Origin of the sequence: Mangrovibacter yixingensis (genome assembly GCF_020523985.1) — a bacterium.
In the GTDB taxonomy this organism is placed as follows: domain Bacteria; phylum Pseudomonadota; class Gammaproteobacteria; order Enterobacterales; family Enterobacteriaceae; genus Mangrovibacter; species Mangrovibacter yixingensis.
Genome location: NZ_JAIVKM010000001.1, coordinates 399,875 through 415,248 on the forward strand (window position 1 = coordinate 399,875; position 15,374 = coordinate 415,248).

A 15,374-nucleotide genomic window follows, 5' to 3' on the forward strand; every position below is an offset into this window, starting at 1 on the left:
TTAACCATGGCAGGCAATGACCTGCCTTTGGTGTTTCTGAGGTACCAAATGATCGAGCTTGAAAATGTCTGCGTAGATTTTGATGCGGGACAGGGTCGCCACACGCGAGCAGTCGAAGGCGTGAGCCTGAAAATTGCTGCCGGTGAAATCTTTGGCATTGTGGGTACCAGTGGTGCGGGGAAAAGCACCTTACTGCGTACACTGAATGCTCTGCAACAACCCAGTGAAGGGCGGGTTACAGTCAACGGCGTTACGCTCTCGACACTCAGTGGCGTGCCATTGCGTAAAGCACGCCAGCGAATTGGCATGATTTTTCAGCATTTCAACTTAATGCATACGCGCACTGTGGCGCAGAATGTCGCGTTCAGCCTGAAAGCTGCTGGCTGGGCCCGGGCCGACATCGCGCCCAGAGTGGCCGAAATTCTGCAGCTGGTTGGCCTTGCCGACAAAGCTAACCGTTTTCCAGTACAACTCAGTGGCGGGCAAAAGCAGCGGGTGGGTATCGCACGGGCAATCGCCAATCACCCGGATGTCTTGCTGTGTGATGAGCCAACATCGGCGCTGGATCTGGAAACTTCGGCCAATATCCTTGAATTATTGCGCCAAATTAACGCACAACTTGGCATAACCATTGTGCTTATCACCCATGAAATGAACGTCATCAAATCGATTTGCGACCGCGTGGCTGTTATGTCTGCCGGGAAAGTCGTGGAATTGGGGGATGTGTTTGATATTTTTGCCCGCCCACAACATGAATTCACCCGCCAGTTGGTGGCGCACACGCTGAACCTGGCTCTGCCTGAACGCCTGCAGCAACACTTGCAGGGCACTCTGCTTAAAATTCAGTTTATTGGCGACAGCGCTGAGCAACCTGTGTTGTCCGAAGTGGCGGTGCAGTTCGGTGTGGCGGTGAATATTCTGCACGGCAAAATTGATTATATTGGCGAGCGTGCTCTGGGTGTGCTGGTGGTACAAATTACGGCCCCAACCCCACAGGCGGTAGACAATGCAGTTGCTCAGATTCAGGCGCGGACTGCGCAAGTGGAGGTGATCCGTGGATGATTTACTGGCTGATTTAACACTGGCGTTTGGCGAAACCTTCCAAATGCTGGGCATTTCCACGGTGCTGGCGATTTTAGGCGGCCTGCCCCTTGGGTTTCTGATTTTTGTTACCGACAGGCATCTGTTCTGGCAAAACAGGGCGGTTTACCTGGTGACATCTGTACTGGTTAATATTATTCGTTCCGTTCCCTTTGTTATTTTACTGGTGCTGTTATTGCCACTCACCCAGTTCTTGTTGGGAAATACCATTGGCCCCATCGCGGCCTCAGTACCGCTTTCTGTCGCTGCCATTGCGTTTTATGCACGCCTGGTAGACAGCGCGTTGCGTGAGGTGGATAAAGGGATTATTGAAGCGGCTGAAGCTTTCGGTGCCAGCCCGTTACGCATTATTTGCACCGTCCTGCTACCTGAAGCCAGTGCCGGGTTATTGCGCGGCCTGACAATTACTCTGGTCAGCCTGATTGGTTATTCTGCGATGGCCGGTATTGTTGGCGGTGGTGGGGTGGGCGACCTTGCTATCCGTTACGGCTACTACCGCTATGAAACCCAGGTTATGGTGGTGACGGTAGTCGCGCTGATTGTGCTGGTCCAGGTTGTTCAGGTTCTGGGCGACTGGCTTGCCAGGCGTGCTGATAAACGCGATCGCCACTAATTATGCGCCAGCCTGGCGTGAGTAACGCCAGGCTTATCAATAGCCAGCAGCGATGTTTTTGCAAAGTGGCTAACCGCTGTGGCTCGCAGTTTGTGATGTGTTTGCAAGTAATATGCTCATTTAGCCAGCACCCGGAACAAAAGCCATTGACTCACAAGGCCCTGACCGTATAATTCCTCGCGTTTCCAGGTGTCTACGCCGGAGATACTTGCAGTAATGCGCCCTTAGCTCAGTTGGATAGAGCAACGGCCTTCTAAGCCGTGGGTCACAGGTTCGAATCCTGTAGGGCGTACCACTTTCATTTCAACACACAGGTACTAAAACGTATTGGATGCCTGCAAGGTAATTGCGGCCATTATTAACGTGGAGACACCGTTACCTGCCCGTTTATCGAGGCGATTGAGACGCGTTGCCCGGCAGAAAATTGTGTTGGTCCCTGTCGTTGAACTACGATAATGTTTCCTCCACTATCTAAACTTATCTTGAGTTCAACCCCTTGGACGCGGTTCATTCTTGACTGAACAGCCTGACCCGTGAGTCCCCCGGCTACAGCACCTGTCGCCGTCGTCAAACGACGTCCAGATCCTCCGCCAACGGTATTCCCGGCTATGCCACCCAATACACCACCTGCGACTGCACCCACCGCATTATTATCGTCACCAGCCTGAATTTGCACTGGGCGAACAGAAACCAACGTTCCGAATTGCACCTGCTGTATTCTCCCGGCAGAAGAGGCTGAATGGACATCGCCAGACAGGCTACTGGTACTAGTGCAGCCAACGAGAGCAAACGTAATTAGTGTGAAAATAATTCTCAGGTTCATATATTCACCTTAATTCAAAATGTTATTTAAACTTTGCCGCTACAGTCCTGGGCAATACTTTTCGCTCTTTTCAGTAATCTCTTTTCCGTTAATACCCTGATAACAAGGTCAATCGTCCATGCAGTTTTTTACATTAAGTACTATATTAATAGACGTGATTACTATCCTTTCGCCAGGGGAATGTAAGTTTTGAATGCGGAAAAATGTTAATATATTGAAATTTAAGGGCTTAATAAATGAAAAAATATATATACGTAATTTTTCTTGCTGTTTTATTTCTTGTGATATTTATATTTATGAAAATGTCTGAACCAACTTCACAGCAAGCTATCTCATTTGTGAAAAAACAGATCCTTAATGGTGCATCCGAACCTGATTCCATCAATTTTAGCCACGTTGGCTTTTTCCCCACCCCGGAACAAAAATACGGCTCCTTACGCGGGAGCGTATGCGGCATATTTAGCGAAAAACCTAATTCGAGTGCTGATTCTGTTGCAGTGAGAAAACGCTTTGTAGCTAACATTGAGGTTTCTGAACGGGGGCGTTCTGCAAAAATGTCTCAGCCGATTATCGAAACTGGGAATAATTCAAAAAAATTAGAAATACTCTGGTCTCAACAGTGTCGATAAAAGTTATGTTTTTCTTGTTGCGGAAGGCAATGTGTCTGAAGAAAAGAAAACTGCTACTGCGAAATTGGTGTTCCAGTGTTTAGGTATATAGAGTTCACTGGGACCATCACGTAAGAGCAAATTTACAGAAATGAGTCAGGTTATTTTCTACGCTCAGGAAAGAGAGTTTGATAGTGATATGAGCTTTTTGGTGCTCAAAATCGGTCTTAACCTGTGCCCTCAAAGCAGAGTTAGTGATTATGCCGTATCCAACATCCAATGAAACTTGTAACATTAATTTATTGATAGAATTAATACTGCCATTAAACTTCGTAATATCGATACGGCTGGCGGTTTGACTTGATCTGCACATAAACGGCACCACTGTGTCCCGGAAAACAAAGTAGCGCCATTGCAAGAGTCTTAGTGATAAATCTGCGACGTCAGCCATTAGGTACATAGTCACCATCACAGGTCGTAGACATATCACCCTCAAATACACATATTGCTCTCTAGTGGGATATTTTCAGATACTCCACCGAAGTGTTAATAATCGACAGGTTCGCGAATAATTGGGCAGGTCATACAATGCCCACCTCCTCTGCCACGGCCTAACTCACTGCCAACAATTTCAATAACTTCAACGCCCTCCTTACGCAGTTGGGTATTGGTCTTGGTATTACGGTCATATGCCATCACTATGCCCGGAGATAACGCCACCATATTATTGCCGCTGTCCCATTGTTGGCGTTCGGTGTCATAGTCATTGCCTTCCGTTTCCACCACACGAAGTTTTTTCAGGTTTAATGCACCGGCAACAGCATCAACAAAGTTGTCGCTGTCACGGCTCAATTTCATACCTGTAGGCCCAGCATCGGGGCGCAATGAAAACGTTTTAATTTGATTAACGATAGCCGGATACAAGGTTACGACATCGCGGTCGCAGAAAGTAAATACAGTATCCAGATGCATTGCTGCACGTAATTTAGGCATGGCTGCTATCATTACCCTTTCAACGCCTGAATGTGGATCGGCAAAAAGATTACTGGCCAACTGAGTAATAGCCTGGTGTGACGTCCTCTCACTCATACCGATCAGCACAGTTTTATTGCCTATTGGCATGACATCCCCTCCTTCAAGGGTTGCTGTTCCGTGGTGAACGGTCGGATCACCCCACCAGACCTTCACCTTGTCTTTGCCAAAATCAGGATGGAACCTGTAGATCGCAGTGGTCAGTAAGGTTTCTTCGTGGCGAGCAGGCCAATATAGAGGATTGAGTGTAACTCCACCGTAAATCCAGCATGTAGTGTCCCGCGTGTAGAGGGTATTAGGCAGTGGCGGCAGAAGATATTCGGTAATCCCAACCGCCTCACGAATTAACTTGAGTTCTTCATGGTCAGCGTATCCTTGCTGAGCTAATTCTATGGTAGAGAGGCCACCAATAAGAACCTCTGCCAACACTCTGGGCGCTAAACTGTCGAGAAAACTGCGTGTTTCATTTAATATGCCCAGAGAGACTTCATTGGGAACTATTTGCTGTTCCAGTATCCATTTTCTGGCATCTGGCTGAGTGAGTATTTCTGCAAGAAGATTATGCATCTCAACAACTTCAATGCCTCTTTCGCGCATTTTAGTTATAAAATCAAAATGATCTCTTTTCGCCCTTTCGACCCACAGAACATCATCAAACAGGAGTTCATCGCAATTACTTGGTGTGAGACGGTTATGCGCTTTACCTGGGGCACAAACCATGACTTTGTGCAATTTTCCCACTTCAGAATGCACACCCAGCGGACGACCTTTATTTACATTATCTGGCATCTCTGACTCCTCAATTAAATGGTAATAGCACCGGTTGCTAAGCTGTAAATCGCGACCACAGCTGCAATCATGACAACCACAAAAATTGCCAACTCAGTAGACGTAAAGGCTTTTGCTTTTTGCTCTCGTTTTGCCAGCAGATATAAAATCGTACCTGGACCGTAGATAATTGCTGACAAAAGTAAATATTTCATGCCTCCGGCATAGATCATCAATAAAGAATAGAAAGTCGCTACCGCGGCAATAATTAAATCTTTTTTCCTGTCCAACGAGGAGACTTCATAGCTCTCTTTTGTCCATGCGAGCTTTAGCCCGTATGCTGCGACAAGAAGATAAGGTATTAACGTTAGGGAACTGGTGAGTTCAAGTGCAAGCTGGAAGGCATATTGGCTCAGGAGTGTGAGCAGAAGGAATACCTGAATTGTGATATTTGTAAGCCAGACCGCGGAGTAAGGAACCTCATTGGCATTTTCTCTGGCAAATAAACTCGGCATGCTTTGGCTTTTTGCTGCACTGTATAACACCTCAGCTGCCAGCAGTGACCAGGAGAGGTATGCCCCAAGAACAGAGATAAGCAGTCCCAGACTGATAAAGATGGCTCCCCAGCGTCCTACCACAGCTTCAAGTACCCCGGCCATAGAAGGCTGGCGCAGTGCCGCTAAATCCGGGCGTAATAGCACACCGTACGAAAGCATGGTTATCATGACAAGAAGACAGAGTACGCCGATAAAGCCCAGAACCGTGGCTACGCCGACATGGCTGCGTTTTTGGGCATAACGAGAATAAATACTTGCGCCTTCTATACCCAAAAAGACAAACACCGTTACCAGCATCGTGCTGCGTACCTGGCTGAATAAGGATTCAGGTGATTCCACCAGTGGCAGGTGAGTTGCTGCATGACCGGCATAGCCAAACTCATCCAGATGGCTTAAATCCATGGCAGATACCGAAGGTAGTCCTTCAGGTGCTCCCGAGAAATTTTGCATAAAGGTTTCATTATTAAAAGCGAAGACTAAAACGACAATAAATAAAATGATGGGTAAAATTTTTGCAATTGTAGCAATGGTATTGATTGAAGCGGCACCTTTAACACCTCGTAAGACAAGGAAATGAAATCCCCACAATAGTGCAGAGGCGAACAACACGGCCAGTAGCGTATTACCATCACCAAATACAGGGAAGAATGCGCCCAGGGTTGATTTAATCAACACGAAATAGGATACATTCCCGATACAGGTTCCGGCCCAAAAACCAAGTGCAGATGTAAATCCAAGATAATTACCAAAACCAGCCTTTGCATAAATGAAAACGCCGGAGTCAAGATCCGGCTTGCGTTCGGCAAGTGTCTGAAAAACAAAAGCCAACATCAGCATGCCACCGCCAGCAATGCACCAGGCAATTATTGCACCTAACACACCAGTAGCTCTGCCAAATGTTGCAGGCAGTGAAAATATACCTGCACCTATCATAGATCCAACGACCAAGGCCGTTAGTGACCATTGTGATAACTTATTTTCAGTTGAGCCTTCCATATCGTTCCTTTTTCCACATGCGTTGGAGTAAATGATCGAATAAAAACTCATCAAAAGGGGTCGTTAAAAGCTTAGTCTCTGTGAATTTTTACGTAACTAATTCGCAAAAAAAAATATGTTTAAGAGAATCTCTGTCAATGGAAATTGATTGTTTTTTGTTACTAATTTATTGTTTGATATGAATAAAAATCTGAATTAACTCGGTTGAAATACAAGGAGGTATGAGTAATAACCCTATGGCTTAACCTCATAAAATTGGTTTTTAATAGCCTGTGCCATAGTTTTACTCTCTGAGTTTGTTATGTAAGTAAATTACATCGGGTGTTCAAGAATATATAAAAATCAGAGTGCTGTTTTTTAAGGTTTTACTGGAAAAGAAATCAATGTTAAATGATTTTTTATTTTTGATGGGGGAATTAAAATTTAATGGCGCATTTGTTTAATATTTAAGGTTGTTTCAGTGCTCAACGAGTGGATGTTTAACATTATTAACTCTCTCAACTATATGAGTTTTTTGAAAGGTGAGGCTTTTTCTCCAGCCTGGTCCACCCGAAGCGTAGTGCGTGAACATCGTGTATGTATGAGTATTCGCTCAGGTGTTAATTCTTAAACTTTGCTTTGTTACACCAGTCTTTCTGCCACCATACATTTGTTGGTATTCACTACGGTTACGTTTTCTGTGGCGACTCAATCCGGTTCATAAGCGTAAGCGTTTATCCAAATGGATCAATAAATTATCGGTAAAACAACACTGACATCCAATTACTTTCATGCGAAATACTAAGTAGCCTATTATTACAATATGAAACAATGTTTTTAACTGATTGTTGTATTTTTGTTGCTATAACAAATTAGTAACAATTCTGATTTCGTGATGTCACAGGGGCTGGCAGTACCAATCCGACAAGGCTTTTCCCTGCCTCCTTGCCTGGCTTTGCGCTTGCCAGCACAGCGCGGTGCGCAAATACAGAAAGGAAATACCCATGTCTTTTACACCTCTTACCTGGACGCCAGTGCAGCGTCATGTTGCTTTTGCCTGTTTTGGCGCATGGACTCTCGATGCGTTCGATTTTTTTATCCTGGTCTTTGTACTGAGTGATTTAGCCAGCTATTTCCACTCCAGTGTGGCTGAAGTCTCGCTGGCAATCATGTTAACCCTGGCTGTACGGCCAATTGGTGCGTTGCTGTTTGGTCGCCTGGCGGAGCGTTATGGGCGCAAACCGGTGCTGATGCTCAATGTCGCCATGTTCTCGCTGTTCGAATTACTCTCTGCCTGGTCTCCTACATTCGGTGCTTTTATGGCCTTCCGCCTGATTTACGGTATTGCGATGGGGGGGATTTGGGGCGTGGCATCGTCGCTGGCGATGGAAACGATTCCTGACCGTTCCCGTGGATTGATGTCTGGGATCTTTCAGGCCGGTTACCCCTGTGGCTACTTACTCTCTTCGATTATTTTTGGCCTTTTCTACAGCCTGGTTGGCTGGCGCGGTATGTTCCTGATTGGCACATTACCTGTGTTTATGCTGCCTTACATTTGGTTTAAAGTACCGGAATCCCCGGTGTGGCTGTCTGCCCGTGCACGTAAAGAAAGTACCGCACTGATACCAATATTACGCATGCACTGGAAACTTTGCCTTTATCTGGTGGTGGTGATGGCGTGCTTTAACTTCTTCAGCCACGGCACACAGGATCTTTACCCCACCTTTCTGAAAGTTCAGCATGGTTTTTCTCCCCATACTGTCAGCATTATTGCCATTTGCTATAACATTGCGGCAATGATGGGTGGGATCTTATTTGGCGCGCTTTCCGAACATATTGGCCGTAAAAAAGCCATCATTACCGCGGCATTTCTGGCGCTGCCAGTGTTACCGCTGTGGGCGTTTTCCAGTGGTTCTTTCACCATAGGCTTAGGGGCCTTTCTGATGCAGTTTATGGTTCAGGGTGCCTGGGGGGTGGTGCCAACCTGGCTGAACGAACTGGTCCCCGCCAATGCCCGTGCAGTCTTGCCCGGCTTTGTTTACCAACTGGGGAATCTGCTGGCGTCAGTTAACGCAACACTTCAGGCGCGTATTGCTGAAACGCACCAGGGCAATTACGGCTTTGCGATGGCCTGTGTTGCCGGAGTGGTCGCAGTATTGATTTGTGTGTTGGTGGCATTTGGGCGTGAAACCCAGGGGATGGTTATCACCGGTCGGGAAGAAAAAGATGGCAGGACAGGGCCAGGCTCCCGGCATTCAGCGGTTACGGATAACCAACACCCTGTGTCTTCGTCGCATCATTGATTAAATCTGGCTATCAGGTAAACGCTAACCAGGCATATGCCCGGCAAACAGTGCATCAAAAGTGCTGCGCAGTAACACCAGGTCTGGCTGTATATGCCCGGCTCGTGTGACATGGTTCATCACTTCTTCTGCATGTTTGCGGGCTACACTGGCGTAGCGTTCCGGCCAGGCATTTGCCAGCATTGCCAGTGATTTTAACAACCTCAATTGCACTTCCCGCATCGCAGCGCCATCGCGCGCTACAGGGGAAAAAATATCGTCAAACAGGTTAGCCGGGCTTAAAGGGGCAAGATGAATTTGCGGATAAAGAACCTGCGCGTGTTGGTCTGATTTTTCTGATTGTTCAGCCCACACCGACAATACCCGCACAGCACGGCCAATCACATCAATAGCGGTGCCGGGGTCATTTACCGCGGGTGACAGTGCCCGGCAGGCAATTTCAGCCATAACACACAAACAAAACCGCGGATCCTGATGAAAAGAACGGGCATCTGAAATACTTAAGGAGGATAACAGGCGCTGTTTAAACTCATCGCTACATGTTTCAGTGGTGAACATCACTGCCTGGGAAGAGTGCACAAAGCTACCGGGTTGCGCGGCCAGGTAAACATGGACCGGGCTATCAGAAAGTATTGCTGCGAGTTTCCCAATATCAATATGTTCAACATAGCCCACTTCAGATGAAAAAATGGCCTGTGTGCCTTTCGGCTGAGTGCCACTTTCTACCCATGGGAAACAGCCCAAACAAGGGGATTCCGCTCGTGCCTGAAATGCCTGCAACGCTGCTTTTTCCACCCGTGCTGTGGTTTCCCCTACTCGCCCCAGAGAAGTGAGATGCTGAATCCAGCGTAAAAGTGTCAGCACAATCAATGCAATGACAACTAACGTGACGACAAACAGAATCACTCGGCCCCGTTCGCCATAAGCCCCCATGTTCAGGGCAATAATTCCCACCAGGCTGAACAGAAAAGAGCCAATAAATGTAGCGAGGACATTTTGCGTTGTCGTGTCTTCCACCACCAGGCGGGTTGCACGAGGGGTAACATTGGTAGTGGCAGAACCATAGGCGGTAACCACAATGCTTAGGGAGAAAGTTGTGACCGCCAACATGCTGGACGCCAGAATATTCAGAATATTATCGACCGCTTTAGCGCCGACAATCCCTGAAAACGCTGGGGGGATAAATGACTTTACCGCAATGGAAATGAGCGCCGTGAGAATGGCTGCAATGGCGAATAGGGTAGCTCTGAACCAGAGCTTATGGAAAGTCTGCCTCAGAACAAACTGCCAGCGTGAAATCATCATCGTCCTCGTGCAAAGCGTGTAGGCGTATTGTGGCTACCTGAAGGGCAATCATAGTAATAATACAGTAAGTTTCCCCATGCCCGGCAGTCTTTCTGTGATAGTGAATATCTTTAAAACTGGGAATAAAAGGGGGTGACAGGGCGTTACTGGTAACCACATACTGGCAAGGAGGCTATCTTTATGTATTTGCTTATTGTCTAACGAAGTAGTGACAGGGAGCCCGATGAGAAAAGTTCTTAATGCGTTTTTACCCTTGTATGTGACGACCTTACTCATGCTGTTGGGTTCCGGGTTATTGACCACTTATGTTTCGTTGCGCCTTGCCCATGAGCAGGTGAGCGGCACACTGATTGGCGCCATTATCGCGGCTAACTATGTGGGGTTAGTGATAGGGGGAAAAGTCGGGCATAACCTGATTGCCAGAGTGGGGCATATTCGTGCTTATGTCGCCTGTGCGGGGATCATTACCGCCTCAGTGATAGGCCACGGGCTAACCAACTTCATTCCCATGTGGATTTTCCTGCGCCTGGTCATTGGTTTGTGCATGATGTGCCAGTATATGGTACTGGAGAGTTGGCTCAATGATCAGGCTGAATCTTCCCAGCGTGGTGTTATTTTTGGTTTGTACATGATTGCGACCTACCTGGGGCTCAGTGGTGGCCAGGTTATCCTTACTGTGCAAACGGGTTTTGGCATCAGCACATTGCTGATTGTGGCGTTGTGTTTTGCTCTGTGCCTGGTTCCTATTGCGCTCACTACCCGAACCAATGCAAAAGCGATGTCTCCAGCGCCTATGGAACTGGGGTATTTTGTCCGTACCATTCCCAAATTACTGGCGACTACGTTGGTGAGTGGCATGGCGATTGGCGCGTTTTACGGCCTGGCCCCGGTATTTGCCAGCGCTAAAGGTTTCACTACAGAGCAGACCGGTATGTTTATGAGCCTGACGATTTTCGCCGGCCTGGTCTCTCAATTCCCGTTAAGCTGGCTTTCAGACCGCTTTGACCGCCAGCGCCTGCTATTTATTATTGCACTGCTGTACGCCATTTTTGCTCTGGTGCCGGGTATTCTGCTATCGCTGCCTTATCAATTCTTACTGGGCATTGCCTTTGCTGTCAGTATGATGCAGTTTTCCCTTTATCCCCTTCAGGTTGCCCTGGCCAATGACCAGGTGATACCAGAGCGGCGGGTTTCACTGACCGCCTGCCTGTTAATGGCATTCGGTATTGGTGCCAGCATTGGGCCGTTGATAGTCGGTGCAGTAATGCAACCCCTTGGCAGCAATATGCTGTATATCTTTTTCGCCTGCTGTGCATTGGTCATTGCGCTGCTTAACCGCCCGGTAAAAGTGCATCCCGTACCTACAACCGAAGTGCCTTTACCTCACGTAGTTATGCCAGACAGCCTGGCAACTTCTCCAATTGGAGCCGCGCTGAACCCGGTTCTTGAAGAAGAAGATATCCAGGCTGCAATGGTCAATACGGACGAGGAAACAGAAACTTCTGAGGAAGCAGAAGAACAAGCGAGCACTTCGCCAGCCGCCGGGGAAGAAACGCAATCATGTGAAATGGAAAATCAGAATGACACCGCTCAAGCCGACAGCGCAGTTAAAACGGATGACGCAGTAAAAACTGATAAAGAGAAAAATACCGGTTCACCTGACTGAATCATGGATAAACACACTGAAAACATACAGGAAACCGCTAAACCGGTTTCCTGCTATGTTGCCCCTCTTGTTAAATCGTTCCGACCGCGCAATAAACAGTGAAAGACTCGCGCAACTGTGCCGCACGGTTTACATGACCAGGCATTGCGAGCCAGGCTGAACATATAGCAATGAGGGAAATAACGATGGGTGCTGCATTTGAGGCCATGGTGGAAGGCCGTGAATACTGGATTAACGATGCTGAGTTGGTGGAAATTCGTTATTGCACCCGCGACAGGGTGGACCAGTTTAACCAGTGTGGGGCCAGAGATGTTTCCCAAAAGAGCACGTTGATTCGGGAAATTTTCGGCAAAGTAGGGGACGATGTTCATATTGAGAAGCCGTTACGTGTCGATTATGGCTGTACAACAACGCTCGGCAATCATGTATTTATCAATTTCAATTTTACTTTACTGGATCCGGGTTACGTCACGATTGGCGACCATGTTTTTATTGGCCCGAATGTGTCGTTCTATACCGCGTTACACCCTATGGACACAAGCAAACGGGACGGCCATATTGGCACAACCTTACCCATAACCATTGGCAACCATGTATGGATAGCCGGGAACGTCACTGTATTGCCGGGCGTTACCATTGGTGATGGCGCTGTGATTGGCGCTGGGAGTGTGGTCACCAAAGATGTCCCGGCAGGTATGCTGGCTGTAGGGAACCCAGCCCGCGTTATTCGTAAAGCCGATTAAACCCCAAGTATTGGCAGTGTAATGCACCAGGACAAAGGCAGCCCTGGTGCATTACATCAATCAACCACGCCCAACGTAAGGCATCTGGTTTGCCATAATGGTCATTTCCTGTGCACCAGCGCTGCCGGGAACCTCTGCCATCATTTTTATAGTTTTTGCCACATTATCAACATTCATCAACTCTTCCGCTTTGTTGCTGCCATCTGCTTAACATTCAGATATTACCTTTGCTGGCAGATGTCCCCCCCTGGCAACTGCTCCAGGTAATCCAGGTAACGATTACGGTATTGGTTTTTTTACAGCACATTTCATTTAACCTGGCTGCATATTTTCTCCATATTTCATTCAAATGTGCTGATTATGTGAATTTACGTAATGAAATGTATTCACAAAATGGAGGAAATGTGTAAGCATGATAATCAAAATGATAATTATTATCTTTATCATTTGATGTTCGGGCTATGTAGTATGGAATGAGAACCAGGCGGCAGGTTGTTGCGCTGCCTGGTTGCCCGGTGATACCTGCATAACAATAAAAAACCTTTATTTAACATGGATAAAAATCGCAACCAGCCTTTTGGCAGCTTTAGTTCACTCACGTTGTTCACCGGGTTATGCCTTGGAGCATCAACACCTGTTGTCCATGCTGCCGATGACACGGCACAGAAAAAAGAAGATACCCTGCTGGTCCAGGCGCAAGCGCCTTCACTCTATTTACCGGGTGTATCTGCAGACCCTAAATTTACCCAACCATTGGTGGATACAACCCGAACTGTGACGGTTATCCCTGAACAGCTGATTAAAGACCAGGGGGTAACAAACCTGACCGATGCACTGAAAAATGTGCCTGGTGTAGGGGCATTTTACGCAGGGGAAAATGGCAGTTCTTCTACGGGAGATTCGGTGTATATGCGCGGTATGGATACTTCCGACAGCATTTATGTTGATGGTATTCGCGATATTGGCAGTGTGACCCGAGACACCTTTAACACTCAGCAGGTTGAAGTCATTAAAGGCCCAGCAGGCACTGATTATGGCCGTAGCGCACCTTCAGGCTCAATCAACATGATCAGTAAACAACCCCGGCTGGACTCGGGATTAGATGCATCTGTTAGTATCGGCAGCGCCTGGATGCGCCGTGGCACGCTGGATTACAACCAGGCATTCGGGGAAAACAGCGCCTTTCGCCTGAACCTGATGGGGGAGAAAACCCATGATGCAGGCCGGCACAATATAGAAAATGAGCGTTATGGTGTGGCGCCATCATTAGCCTTTGGCCTGGATACACCAACGCGCCTGTATATTAATTACCTTCATGTTCACCAGAACAATACACCCGATGGCGGAATTCCAACTGTTGGCCTGCCAGGGTATTCAGCACCTTCTTCAGCCACCAGTGCTCTGAATAGCTCTGGTAAAGTGAACACGAAAAACTACTACGGTACTGATTCTGATTTTGATAAGTCCACAACAGACAGCTTTACCCTGCGTTTCGAACATGATTTAACCGACAACACCACGATACGCAACACCACCCGCTGGTCGCGTGTGAAGCAGAAGTACCTGCTGACCGCTGTCATGGGCGGCGCGAGCAATATTACCCAGCCTGATAGTAATAATGTGGATACCTGGACCTGGTCGCGCCTGGCTAACACCAAAGATGTCAGCAACAGCATTCTCACTAACCAAACGAATTTAACATCGAAATTCCATACCGGCTTTGTTGGCCATGATGTCAGTACAGGGGTTGAGTTTACCCGTGAGAAACAGACCAACTACGGCGTGGATGCTATTTCGCCGCCAGCTGTGAATATCTACCACCCCATCAGCAGTATTTCTGTGGGTGGCCTGTCACGCAATGGCGCGAATGCGAATGGGCAGACAGACACGTTTGGTATTTACGCATTTGACACACTGGCGCTGACCGACAGCATTCAGGTTAATGGTGGCGTACGTCTTGATAACTATCACACGGACTACAACAGTGCTACAGCGTGTGGCGGAACAGGGCGGCGTGCTGTGGCCTGCCCGGCAGGTGCCTCAACTGGAACGCCGGTAACGACAGTTGATACTGCGAAATCCGGTAATTTGGTGAACTGGAAAGCAGGGGCACTTTACCGCCTGACTTCGCAGGGCAATATTTATGTCAACTATGCCATTTCCCAGCAACCGCCGGGTGGCAGCACCTTCGCTCTTGCTGCTGGTGGCAGTGGTAACAGCGCGAACCGGACAGATTTTAAACCCCAGAAAGCCAAATCCAGTGAAATCGGCACCAAGTGGGAAATCCTTGATAAGCGCCTGTTGCTGAACGCAGCACTGTTCCGCACCGACATCGAGAATGAAGTCGCCAGCAATGACGATGGCACTTATTCCCAGTTCGGTAAGAAACGGGTGGAAGGTTATGAGCTATCTGCCATTGGCAATATCACGCCTGACTGGCAGGTCAGTATGGGTTATACCCAGCAGCATGCCTCAGTGAAAGAAGGGGATACCGTGGCACAGGATGGTTCATCAGCCCTGGCTTATACACCCAAACACGCTTTCACCCTGTGGAGCCAGTACCAGGCAACGGACGCTATTTCTGTTGGGGCCGGCGCGCGTTATGTGGGGAGCTTGCGCCGGGGGAGTGATGGGGCGGTGGGAACACCGGATCACACGGAAGGTTACTGGGTGGCAGATGCCAAACTCGGGTACCGCGTAAACCGGAATCTCGACCTGCAACTCAACGTATATAACATCTTCGACAAAGATTATGTCGCTTCTATTAATAAGAGCGGCTACCGCTATCATCCGGGAGCACCTCGCACTTTCCTGCTGACAGCCAACGTGCATTTTTAACGAACTTGTGTGGGGCTGCGGCCCCACATGTTGAGAGAACAC

Annotated in this window: 12 protein-coding genes and 1 tRNA gene; 8 read left to right on the top strand and 5 right to left on the bottom strand. The window is 48.0% G+C overall.

Annotated elements, in window-relative coordinates:
* Nucleotides 1-48 precede the first annotated feature (48 nt).
* The 3 genes from sfbB (at nt 49) to LC084_RS01895 (ending at nt 2,009) form a co-directional block, all read left to right on the top strand.
* Nucleotides 49-1,062: a virulence-associated ABC transporter ATP-binding protein SfbB gene (gene sfbB, locus LC084_RS01885; protein WP_226568865.1), complete on the top strand. Its 1,014-nt coding sequence runs from the start codon at nt 49-51 to the stop codon at nt 1,060-1,062.
* Nucleotides 1,055-1,714, top strand: coding sequence for a methionine ABC transporter permease (locus LC084_RS01890; protein WP_226568867.1), 660 nt, complete (start codon nt 1,055-1,057; stop codon nt 1,712-1,714). Before sfbB ends, LC084_RS01890 begins: the two co-directional genes overlap by 8 nt.
* Nucleotides 1,715-1,932: 218 nt before the next feature.
* A tRNA-Arg gene (locus tag LC084_RS01895) sits at nt 1,933-2,009 on the top strand.
* Between the two features lie 63 nt (nt 2,010-2,072).
* Here LC084_RS01895 and LC084_RS01900 read toward each other — a convergent pair.
* A complete protein-coding gene (locus tag LC084_RS01900; protein WP_226568869.1) occupies nt 2,073-2,537 on the bottom strand; it encodes an outer membrane lipoprotein in 465 nt (154 codons plus the stop codon).
* A gap of 236 nt (nt 2,538-2,773) precedes the next feature.
* Here LC084_RS01900 and LC084_RS01905 point away from each other — a divergent pair, with 236 nt between their 5' ends.
* Nucleotides 2,774-3,166 (top strand): hypothetical protein, encoded by a 393-nt coding sequence (locus tag LC084_RS01905; protein WP_226568871.1) that lies wholly within the window; start codon nt 2,774-2,776, stop codon nt 3,164-3,166.
* Nucleotides 3,167-3,272: 106 nt separating this feature from the next.
* Here LC084_RS01905 and LC084_RS01910 read toward each other — a convergent pair whose 3' ends face one another.
* From LC084_RS01910 to LC084_RS01920, 3 genes are all read right to left on the bottom strand, one after another.
* Complete coding sequence (locus LC084_RS01910) at nt 3,273-3,596, bottom strand: hypothetical protein (RefSeq protein ID WP_226568873.1); 324 nt, start codon at nt 3,594-3,596, stop codon at nt 3,273-3,275.
* 95 nt (nt 3,597-3,691) lie between these two features.
* A complete protein-coding gene (arcA, locus tag LC084_RS01915) occupies nt 3,692-4,966 on the bottom strand; it encodes an arginine deiminase (RefSeq protein WP_226568875.1) in 1,275 nt (424 codons plus the stop codon).
* 14 nt (nt 4,967-4,980) lie between these two features.
* Nucleotides 4,981-6,498 carry an amino acid permease gene (locus tag LC084_RS01920; protein WP_226568877.1) on the bottom strand — a complete coding sequence of 506 codons (1,518 nt, stop codon included), beginning with the start codon at nt 6,496-6,498 and terminating at the stop codon, nt 4,981-4,983.
* A gap of 983 nt (nt 6,499-7,481) precedes the next feature.
* On the opposite strand from LC084_RS01920, the gene LC084_RS01925 reads away from it, so the two are divergent.
* Nucleotides 7,482-8,780 carry an MFS transporter gene (locus LC084_RS01925; protein ID WP_226568879.1) on the top strand — a complete coding sequence of 433 codons (1,299 nt, stop codon included), beginning with the start codon at nt 7,482-7,484 and terminating at the stop codon, nt 8,778-8,780.
* Nucleotides 8,781-8,804: 24 nt separating this feature from the next.
* Here LC084_RS01925 and LC084_RS01930 read toward each other — a convergent pair whose 3' ends face one another.
* Nucleotides 8,805-10,082: a DUF2254 domain-containing protein gene (locus tag LC084_RS01930; protein ID WP_226571107.1), complete on the bottom strand. Its 1,278-nt coding sequence runs from the start codon at nt 10,080-10,082 to the stop codon at nt 8,805-8,807.
* A 226-nt stretch (nt 10,083-10,308) separates the two neighbouring features.
* On the opposite strand from LC084_RS01930, the gene LC084_RS01935 reads away from it, so the two are divergent.
* The 3 genes from LC084_RS01935 (at nt 10,309) to LC084_RS01945 (ending at nt 15,332) form a co-directional block, all read left to right on the top strand.
* Nucleotides 10,309-11,751, top strand: coding sequence for an MFS transporter (locus tag LC084_RS01935; protein ID WP_226568881.1), 1,443 nt, complete (start codon nt 10,309-10,311; stop codon nt 11,749-11,751).
* Nucleotides 11,752-11,936: 185 nt separating this feature from the next.
* Entirely contained in the window at nt 11,937-12,494 is a 558-nt protein-coding gene (locus LC084_RS01940) for a sugar O-acetyltransferase (RefSeq protein ID WP_226568883.1), read from the top strand.
* A 552-nt stretch (nt 12,495-13,046) separates the two neighbouring features.
* Nucleotides 13,047-15,332 (top strand): catecholate siderophore receptor Fiu, encoded by a 2,286-nt coding sequence (locus tag LC084_RS01945; protein WP_226568885.1) that lies wholly within the window; start codon nt 13,047-13,049, stop codon nt 15,330-15,332.
* The last annotated feature ends 42 nt before the right edge of the window (nt 15,333-15,374 follow it).